The organism is Phreatobacter sp. (assembly GCF_052440005.1).
Classification (GTDB): domain Bacteria; phylum Pseudomonadota; class Alphaproteobacteria; order Rhizobiales; family Phreatobacteraceae; genus Phreatobacter.
The window spans coordinates 22,750-31,160 of sequence record NZ_JBQVQL010000058.1; the positions used below are offsets into that span (position 1 = coordinate 22,750).

At 70.0% G+C, this 8,411-nt stretch carries 6 protein-coding genes; 3 read left to right on the top strand and 3 right to left on the bottom strand.

The features are described 5' to 3' along the window. Nucleotides 1-5 precede the first annotated feature (5 nt). A complete protein-coding gene (locus ACT6XY_RS14790) occupies nt 6-2,471 on the bottom strand; it encodes a sensor histidine kinase (protein ID WP_444749090.1) in 2,466 nt (821 codons plus the stop codon). Between the two features lie 398 nt (nt 2,472-2,869). On the opposite strand from ACT6XY_RS14790, the gene ACT6XY_RS14795 reads away from it, so the two are divergent. From ACT6XY_RS14795 to ACT6XY_RS14805, 3 genes are all read left to right on the top strand, one after another. Then, complete coding sequence (locus tag ACT6XY_RS14795) at nt 2,870-3,043, top strand: DUF1328 domain-containing protein (RefSeq protein ID WP_444749091.1); 174 nt, start codon at nt 2,870-2,872, stop codon at nt 3,041-3,043. A 157-nt stretch (nt 3,044-3,200) separates the two neighbouring features. Beyond that, the gene (locus tag ACT6XY_RS14800; protein WP_444749092.1) at nt 3,201-4,232 is read left to right on the top strand and encodes a sensor histidine kinase; all 1,032 of its coding nucleotides are present in this window, start codon (nt 3,201-3,203) and stop codon (nt 4,230-4,232) included. Continuing rightward, nucleotides 4,229-5,716 carry a sensor histidine kinase gene (locus tag ACT6XY_RS14805; RefSeq protein WP_444749093.1) on the top strand — a complete coding sequence of 496 codons (1,488 nt, stop codon included), beginning with the start codon at nt 4,229-4,231 and terminating at the stop codon, nt 5,714-5,716. The genes ACT6XY_RS14800 and ACT6XY_RS14805 overlap by 4 nt, the downstream gene beginning before the upstream one ends. Before the next feature lie 236 nt (nt 5,717-5,952). Here ACT6XY_RS14805 and mtaB read toward each other — a convergent pair whose 3' ends face one another. Then, complete coding sequence (mtaB, locus tag ACT6XY_RS14810; RefSeq protein WP_444749094.1) at nt 5,953-7,251, bottom strand: tRNA (N(6)-L-threonylcarbamoyladenosine(37)-C(2))-methylthiotransferase MtaB; 1,299 nt, start codon at nt 7,249-7,251, stop codon at nt 5,953-5,955. Next, nucleotides 7,248-8,114 (bottom strand): diaminopimelate epimerase, encoded by an 867-nt coding sequence (gene dapF, locus ACT6XY_RS14815; protein ID WP_444749095.1) that lies wholly within the window; start codon nt 8,112-8,114, stop codon nt 7,248-7,250. The genes mtaB and dapF overlap by 4 nt, the downstream gene beginning before the upstream one ends. Nucleotides 8,115-8,411: the final 297 nt, after the last annotated feature.

Below are 8,411 nucleotides of genomic sequence, written 5' to 3' on the forward strand. Positions count from 1 at the left end.
GGGCTTCAGCGCACGTCGTCCTTGCGCAGGACCACGTCGATGCGCGCGACGACGCCCGCGGGCCGGTAGTCGATGGCGACCTCGCCGCCGAGCTGGGAGGCGAGCAGGCGGTTAAGCAGCAGGGAGCCGAAGCCGCTGCGCTCCGGGACCTTGACCGGCGGCCCGCCGCTCTCGCGCCATTCCAGCGTCATGCGCGGTTCGGGAACGGCGCCGTCCGAGGCGATGGTGACGTGGACCCGCCCCTCGGGAACGGAGAGCGCGCCGTATTTCACCGCGTTGGTCGTCAGCTCGTGAATGGCCATGCCGATGGGCACGGTCATGTCGCGCGGCACGACGAGAGGCGGCCCCTCGATGACCACGCGGGCCTCCCCGTCCTGCAGATAGGGCGCGAGCTCGCTCTCCAGGATGTCGCGCACGCCGGCGCCGGACCAGGCCTCGCGGGTGAGGAGCGAATGGGTCCGCCCGAGCGAGACCAGCCGGTCGGAGAAGCGCTCGCGGAAGGCGGCGAAGGTGGTGGACGAGCGGCCGGTAGCCGACGCGATGGCCTGGACCGTGGCGAGGATGTTCTTCACCCGGTGGTGCAGCTCGCGGATCAGCATGTGCTGGCGTTCCTCGGCCTGCTTGCGCGAGCCGATGTCCAGCGCGGTGCCGAGAACCTGGGTGACCTTGCCGACGGGATCGCGCTGGAAGGGCGTCTCGCGCACCAGGAACCAGCGGTAGGTGCCGTCGGTGTGGCGGATGCGGTATTCGATCTCGCGCACCTCACCGTCGGCGACCCGCCGCACCTGCGAGGCGAATTCGGCGACGCGGCGGCGATCGTCGGGGTGCACGTAGGCGCCGAGCGTCTTCAGGGGCCGGCCCATCAGCTCGGAGGGCCCGTAGCCGAGGCTCTCGAAGATCTGCGGGTTGATGTAGGCGTTGCGACGCCGCTGCAGGTCGTTGATGTAGATGAGGTTGGGGGCCGAGAGCATCAGCCGTTCGAGCCGCGCCTTCTCCTGCGCAAGCTCGGTCACCCGGGCCTTGAGTTGCCGCTGGGTGGAGACGAGCGCCTCCTCGGCCATCTTCTTGTCGTGGATGTCCGTGCAGGTGCCGAACCACCTCTCGATCCGGCCGGCGGCATCGCGCATGGGCACGGCGCGGCCGATGAACCAGCGATAGCTGCCATCCCCCGCCTTGAAACGGTATTCGATCTCGTAGGGCTCGCCGGTCTCGAGGGAATGGGCCCAGCGCAGCGCCGAACGCTCCTGGTCGTCTGGGTGGAGGAGGTCGTTCCAGACCCCGCCCATGGTCGAGCCGGGGCTGGTGCCCGTGAACTGGTACCAGCGCTCGTTGAAATAGTCGTGGTAGCCGTCGGCCCGCGTCGACCAGACGAGCTGGGGCATGGCATCCGCGATGGTCTGGAACCGCCGCTCGCTCTCCTTGAGCTCGGCGTCGCGGATGCGCAGACTGCGGGCCACCTCCTCGCGCAGGCTCTTCTCCTCCGCATAGCCGCGGCGCACGGCTGAGAGGATGCGCCGCGAGGCCAGCATGGCGGCGAGGAGGGCGGCGACGAGCAGAAGCCCGCCGATCATGGCGACCGGCCGCAGGGCTGACAGGAAGACGCGGCCGAAAACGACCTCGGGCACGGCGACGACGGCAGCATAGCCGCTGGCGGGGGCCCGGGCGAAGGCGAGGGCCGCGCTGACGTTCTCGACGGTTCGGGTGTGGACGAGCCCGCTGGTGTTCGCCGCAAGGCCGGCCCGGACGGGCGGGACGGCGAGGGTGCCGACGAAACGCGCCTGGTCCCGCGAACGCGCGATCACCATGTCGTCGGCGTCGAGAAGGGCCGACAGCCAATCGACCGGCAGGTTCTGCTGGCTGAGGATCCGCGACAGGTGAGCCGAGGGGATGAAGAGCACCAGCGTGACGCGGTTGCCGGCGCCCGTATCCGTGCCGAGCGTCGCCGTCACCGCCGGCTCGCCGATGGCGGAGGGATTGACGAGCCCCGAGACGATGACCTCGCCACCCTCCAGCGCCCTCCGGTCGAGGGGCTGGGGGGCTCCGGCCGCGGCGAGGCCGCCCTGCTGCAGGGGGTAATAGGTGTTCAGCAGCCGCCGCCCCTCGGCGTCGCGGACGGAGACGAAGGTCCCGCGCGGCGCCGACTGGACGGCCTGGGTGTAGAGGGCGCGCCAGTCCTCGGCGGCGAGCGAGGGCGAGGAGGCGAGCGCCCGCAGGTAGAGCCCCGCCCTGTCCATCTCGACGTCGACAGCGCCGGCGATGGCGCGCGCCTGGTCGACGAGGCGGCTCTCCATCCGCGTCCTCTCGTTCGCGGTGGTCTGCCAGACAGCGCCGAACGCCAGGGCGAGAAGCGGCACGGCGATGCCCGCGACCAGGATGAGCAGGCGCACGCGCAGGGCCCGCAGCCGCAGGCTGTCGTTGGCAGGCGCGCTCGACGTCACGGCGTCGGATGTCGGGGGACTGACCTCAGCCATGGATCATCCGGCTCGGCTGTCCCGCCACAGGCAGAGGCGCGCGAGCACCACCGGATGGAGCCCAGCAAAGGTGTTCAGCGAAATTCCGTCCGGTCCTGGCGGCGGCCCGCCTGGTGCCGATCCTCGTGACGACATCGTCGGTAACCCTTGTCGGACGGGCAGGAGAGGCGCGGACCGACGCCTTCCGGGAGAAGGGCCGCATCGAGGCGATGCGACACGGGCGGGGCGGCCGACACACCCCTGCCGGGCGACAAACGCGGCCGCTGCCCCGAAGTTCCTCCTGTCCGGCGCGCAGGCGGTGCCGGAACCCGGCTGACGGGCCGGCGTTGTTGGCACGACATTCACTGTCTGCATCGGCCATCCGGGGCCGTTCCACAACACCATCAGGAGATTGCTTCATGGGTACCCTGCTCCACTGGGCCATCGTCTTCCTCATCGTCGCGCTCGTCGCCGCCTTCCTCGGCTTCGGCGGCGTTGCCGGCACTGCCATGGGCGGCGCGCAGCTGCTGTTCTGGGTCGCGATCGTCCTCTTCGTGGTCTCGGTGGTCGCCGGCCTGATCCGGCGGGCCTAGACCTTTCCGTCGCCCTAACAGGGGCACCTCAATTTTCCTGCGGCCCGCGGCGATTCCGTCGTGGGCCGTTGGTCTGCTCGGCGCTACGTCTTTTGACACCAACAGCACCGATCCTGATGCTAAGGATGGCGGTTGGATGGCGCCCCGCGGGACCTATATGAACGATCGGCATTGGCTGTTGCGATATTCGGTTGGCGTCGGCCTGTTCCTGGCGGCGCTCGCCCTGCGCTTCCTCGCAGAACCATCGTTGCCCCCCGGCTTTCCCTTCCTGACCTTCTTTCCGGCGATCATCGTCGCGACCTTCGTCGCGGGCGCGGGCCCCGGCAGCCTTTGCGCCGTGCTGAGCGGCCTTGCCGCCCTCTATTTCTTCATTCCGCCGACCAACGCCCTGGTCCTCGACTACCAGTCCGGCGTCGCCATCGCCTTCTTCGCCTTCATCGTGGTGGTCGACATCCTCATCATCGACCGGCTGACCGGGGCCCTCGCGGCCCTGCGCGCCGAGCGGGAGAAGGCGGTGCTGCACGCCGAACAGCGCGACACGCTGTTCAAGGAGCTCCAGCACCGGATCGGCAACAATCTCCAGTCCGTCTCGGCCCTGCTCAACATCCAGGTCCGCGCGGTGAAGGATCCCGAAGCCCGGCGGGCCCTCGCCGACAGCGTGCAGCGGGTCGGCGTGATCGCCGACATCCACCGCATGTTCCACGACCCGGCGCACGCCGACGGGCGGATCGACAACGACTTCGTGCGCGAGCTCGCGGAGCGCTGCATCGACGCTTCGGGCGCCCGTGACCGCGTCACGCTCGCCACCGACATCACGCCCATCGCCCTGCCGCAAGACAAGTTCCTCCCCGTGGCGCTGATCCTCACCGAGTGCATCAACAACGCCATCGAGCATGGCCTCGGCCAGCGTCCCACCGGCATTATCTCGGTGACGCTGGAGAAGAGCGGCGGCCTCGCCGAACTCAGGGTGCGCGACGACGGGCCGGGCGTTCCGCCGGGCTTCGACCTCGCCGCTGCCCGCAGCATCGGGCTGACCGTGCTCAGGTCCTTCGCCTCGCAACTCGGCGGCACCCTCACCATCACGAACGACAACGGCACGCTGTGCCGGCTTACGTTCGACATCCCCACCGTGGCGCAACATCAGGTCGCCTGGTCGACAACAGGGCTGAAGGCCGCTTATCCCACATGAACCACAACAGCCCCTGGACCGAACGCCTGTCGACCCGCGGCGGCGAAATCGGCCGGCTGATCGCAGCGCACGACTGGTCGACGACGGCCCTCGGCCCGATCGACGACTGGTCCACGACCCTCAAGACGCTGGTCAAGCTGATCCTCGCCTCGCCGATCCCGCAGACGCTCATGCTGGGACCGACGGGTGTGATGATCTACAACGAGGGCTATGCGCAGGTCGCCGGCTCCCGGCACCCGCAGATCATCGGCCAGCCGGTGGGCGAGGCCTGGCCCGAGGCCGCGGAGTTCAACGGCTCGATGCTCGAGACCGTGCTCGGCGGCACGACGCTGACCTTCACCGAGCGCCCCTTCGTGCTCTACCGCAACGGCGGGCCGGAGGACGTCTGGTTCGACCTCGCCTACAGCCCCGTCGTCGACGAGGAGGGCGAGCGGATCGGCGTCCTCGGGGTGGTGACGGAAGCCACCGAGCGCGTGCGGGCGCGCGAGGAGCTGGCGCGCAGCCGCGAGCGCCTCGCCTTCGCGCTGAACTCGGCGGGCATGATCGGGACCTGGGACTGGCACATCGGCTCGAACCTGTTCTTCCCCGACGCACGACTCGCCGAACTGTTCGGCAGCGGCGCGGGCCCGCACGGCGAGGGGATGCCGGTCGAGCAATATCTCGAGGCCATCCATCCGGAAGACCTGCCGCGGGTACGCGATGCCTTCCGCGAGGCGATGGACTCCAAGGAGAAATACACCTCCGAATATCGCCTCAGGTCGCGGGAGGGCGGCTGGCGCTGGGTGATCGCCCGCGGCGAATGCCTCTACGACCACGAGGGGCGGCCGGCCCGCTTCCCCGGCGCCATCGTCGACATCACCGAGCTCAAGGAGTCAGAAGAGGCGCGCTCCATCCTGCTGCGCGAGCTCAATCACCGGGTGAAGAACATCTTCGCGGTGGTGTCCGGCCTCATCTCCATGACAGCCCGCACGTCCGCCACGCCCCGCGACATGGCGGAGGCCCTGCGCGGCCGGCTCTCCGCCCTCGCCGCCGCCCACGACCTCATCCGCTCCGCCGTCTTCGGGGAGACCGACAAGGCCGAGACGACCCACCTGTCGGACCTGCTGACCCGCATCCTGGCGCCGCACCTCGGCCGCCCGGACCAGGTAACGCTGTCCGGCCCCCAGATCTCGCTGGGGTCCTCGGCGGCGACGAGCCTCGCGCTGGTCTTCCACGAACTGGCCACCAACGCCGCCAAATACGGCGCTCTCGCCGAGGAGGGCGGCCAGCTGGCGGTGGAATGGACCGCCTCGGCCAGCGACGTGACGCTGAGCTGGAGCGAGACACGGACGGCGACGACCAGCGAGCCCACGCATCGGGGCTTCGGCAGCCAGCTGATCGAGATGAGCGTGCAGCGCCAGCTGAAGGGCGCCATGACCTATGACTGGTCGGGCGCCGGGCTTCGCGTCAACCTGACGGCACCGGCCCAGCAGCTGACGCGCTGATCGCTTCGCCCGCGCGCCAAAAGAGAGAAGGCCCGGACGATGTCCGGGCCTTCTTCCGTTTCTCTGCGCCCGGGTCGGCGCGTCCGCTCAGCCCCAGAAGATGGCGAGCAGGATGATGATCGGCAGGGGAATGCCCAGAAGCCACAAGAGAGCACCGCGTCCGAGACCCATTTCCATCTCCATTGTCGTGCATTGTTGACCTGACAACGTCGCACTTGCGGAGAAGGTTCCGCGTCTCACGCGGCGATGGCCTCGCGGCCGTCATGGGCGGTCACGGTGACGGGGAGGATGGCGCCGGGCTCGGCGGAGGTCGCGAGCCGGACGGGCGTGAAGTGCTCGGTGCGGCCCATGTCGCGCGTTTCGACCAGCACCTTGAAGCTGCGGCCGACCATGCCGGCGAGATGGGACGCGAGCGCCGCCTCGCCCTTCGCGCGCAGGCGCCGCGCCCGGTCCTTGACCACGTCGCGGGCGACCTGCGGCATGCGGGCCGCCGGCGTGCCGGGGCGGGGCGAATAGGGAAAGACGTGGAGGTGCGTCAGACCGCATTCCTCGACGATGGCGAGGGAGCGGGCGAACATCTCCTCGGTCTCGGTGGGAAAGCCGGCGATGATGTCGGCGCCGAAGACCATGTCGGGCCTCAGGCGGCGCACCTCGTCGCAGAAGCGGATCGCGTCGTCGCGCAGGTGGCGGCGCTTCATCCGCTTCAGCACCATGTCGTCGCCGGCCTGCAGCGACAGGTGCAGGTGCGGCATGAAGCGGGCCTCGCCGGCGATGACGTCGAGCAGGTCGGGATCGGCCTCGACGGAATCGATGGAGGAGATGCGCAGGCGCTCCAGGTCCGGCACGTGGCGGAGGATGGCCTTCACCAGCGCGCCGAGCTTCGGCTCGCCGGGCAGGCCCTGACCGTAGCTGGTGATGTCGACGCCGGTGAGCACGACCTCGCGATAGCCATTGCCGACGAGGCGGCGCACCTGCTCCACCACCTCGCCCATCGGCACGGAGCGGCTGTTGCCGCGCCCGAACGGGATGATGCAGAAGGTGCAGCGGTGGTCGCAGCCATTCTGCACCTGGACGAAGGCGCGCGAGCGGCCGGTGAGGCCGTCGATGAGGTGAAGCGCCTGTTCGCGCACCGCCATGATGTCGTTGACCGCCACCTTCTCGCTGGCGGCGATGCCGAAGTCCGGGCCCCGGCCGAGCGCCGTACGCGTGTCGCCCCAGGCCTCGGCCTTCATCTTCTCGTCGTTGCCGATGACCCGGTCGACCTCGCCCATGGCGGCGAAGACCTCGGGCTCGGTCTGCGCGGCGCAGCCGGTGACGACGATGCGGGCGTCCGGGTTCTCGCGCTTCATGCGGCGGATCGCCTGGCGCGCCTGGCGCGTCGCCTCGGCAGTGACGGCGCAGGTGTTGACGACGATCGTGTCGGTGAGGCCCGCCTCGGCGGCGAGGCGCTGCATCACCTCGGATTCGGAGGTGTTGAGCCGGCAGCCGAAGGTGACGACCTCGACGGAGGGGCGCGGAGCGTGCATCGGGATCATGCCGCCGTCGCGAAGAGGGCCGGCGCGAAGGTGCCCTGGTGCTCGAGCTCGGTCGGCCCGGTCATGATCACGTGGTTGTCCTCGCGCCATGCGACGTAGAGGTCGCCGCCCGGCAGCGACACGGTCGCGGCGCGGTCGGTGCGCTTCGTCCGCGCCGCCGAGACGAGGGCGGCGCAGGCGGCCGAGCCGCAGGCGCGGGTGATGCCGACGCCGCGCTCCCAGACCCAGAGGACGATGTGGTCGCGGGCCTTCACCGCGGCGAGCGAGATGTTGGCGCGCTCGGGGAAGATCGGGTGGTTCTCCAGCATGGGCCCGATCTTCGGCAGGTCGTGGGCGTAGGGGTCGTCGACCCAGAAGATGGCGTGCGGGTTGCCCATGGAGACCACCGAGGGCGAATGCAGGACGGGAGCGTCGATGGGGCCGATCTGCAGCTCGATGGCGCGGGTGTCGCGGAACTCCTCGGCGAGCGGGATGTCCTGCCAGCCGAAGCGCGGCTCGCCCATGTCGACGGAGAAGGCATGGGGCCCGACGCGGCGGCAGGCGAGAAGGCCCGCCACGGTCTCGACGGTGAAGCTCTCGGCGCCGTCCTCCTCGGCCAGCACCCAGGCGACGCAGCGCGTGCCGTTGCCGCAGGCGCCGGCCTGGGTTCCGTCGGTGTTGTAGATGCGGATGAAGCAGCGCGTGCCGGGCGTGCGCGGCCGGTGCAGCACCATCATCTGATCGAAGCGCGAGCGCTCGTCGGCGGCGATGGCGCGCGCCTCCGCGGCCGTGACCACATGGGACGAGGCGCGCAGGTCGACGACGACGATCTCGTTGCCGGCGCCGTTCATCTTCCAGAACGGATGGTTGGCGAGCGGGCTCATGCTCGGGACCCGTGGTGACGCGTGGGAGTTGGTGTCGGAATGTGATGGCGAGGACACAATGGGCAGTCTCTATATAGGTTATCCTGGGCTTGTCCAAAACCGGCCGTCCGCATCTCGCGGAGCGGCGCGGGACCGCGAGAGGATCGACATGACGCGACGGGGTGCCGGATACGGGGTCAGCACGGCTCTCCTCGCCGCGCTCCTCGCCTTCGGAGCGGGGCCGATGGAGGCCGCCGCACAGCCGGCGCCTGCCCCGCCCGCCGCGGCACAGCCGGCGGCGCCCCCTCCCCCCGCGAC

Coding starts and splice junctions, on each gene's coding strand:
- mtaB (WP_444749094.1), bottom strand. CDS start 7,251: ATGATCCCGATGCACGCTCCGCGCCCCTCCGTCGAGGTCGTCACCTTC.
- ACT6XY_RS14805 (WP_444749093.1), top strand. CDS start 4,229: ATGAACCACAACAGCCCCTGGACCGAACGCCTGTCGACCCGCGGCGGC.
- ACT6XY_RS14795 (WP_444749091.1), top strand. CDS start 2,870: ATGGGTACCCTGCTCCACTGGGCCATCGTCTTCCTCATCGTCGCGCTC.
- ACT6XY_RS14790 (WP_444749090.1), bottom strand. CDS start 2,471: ATGGCTGAGGTCAGTCCCCCGACATCCGACGCCGTGACGTCGAGCGCG.
- ACT6XY_RS14800 (WP_444749092.1), top strand. CDS start 3,201: ATGAACGATCGGCATTGGCTGTTGCGATATTCGGTTGGCGTCGGCCTG.
- dapF (WP_444749095.1), bottom strand. CDS start 8,114: ATGAGCCCGCTCGCCAACCATCCGTTCTGGAAGATGAACGGCGCCGGC.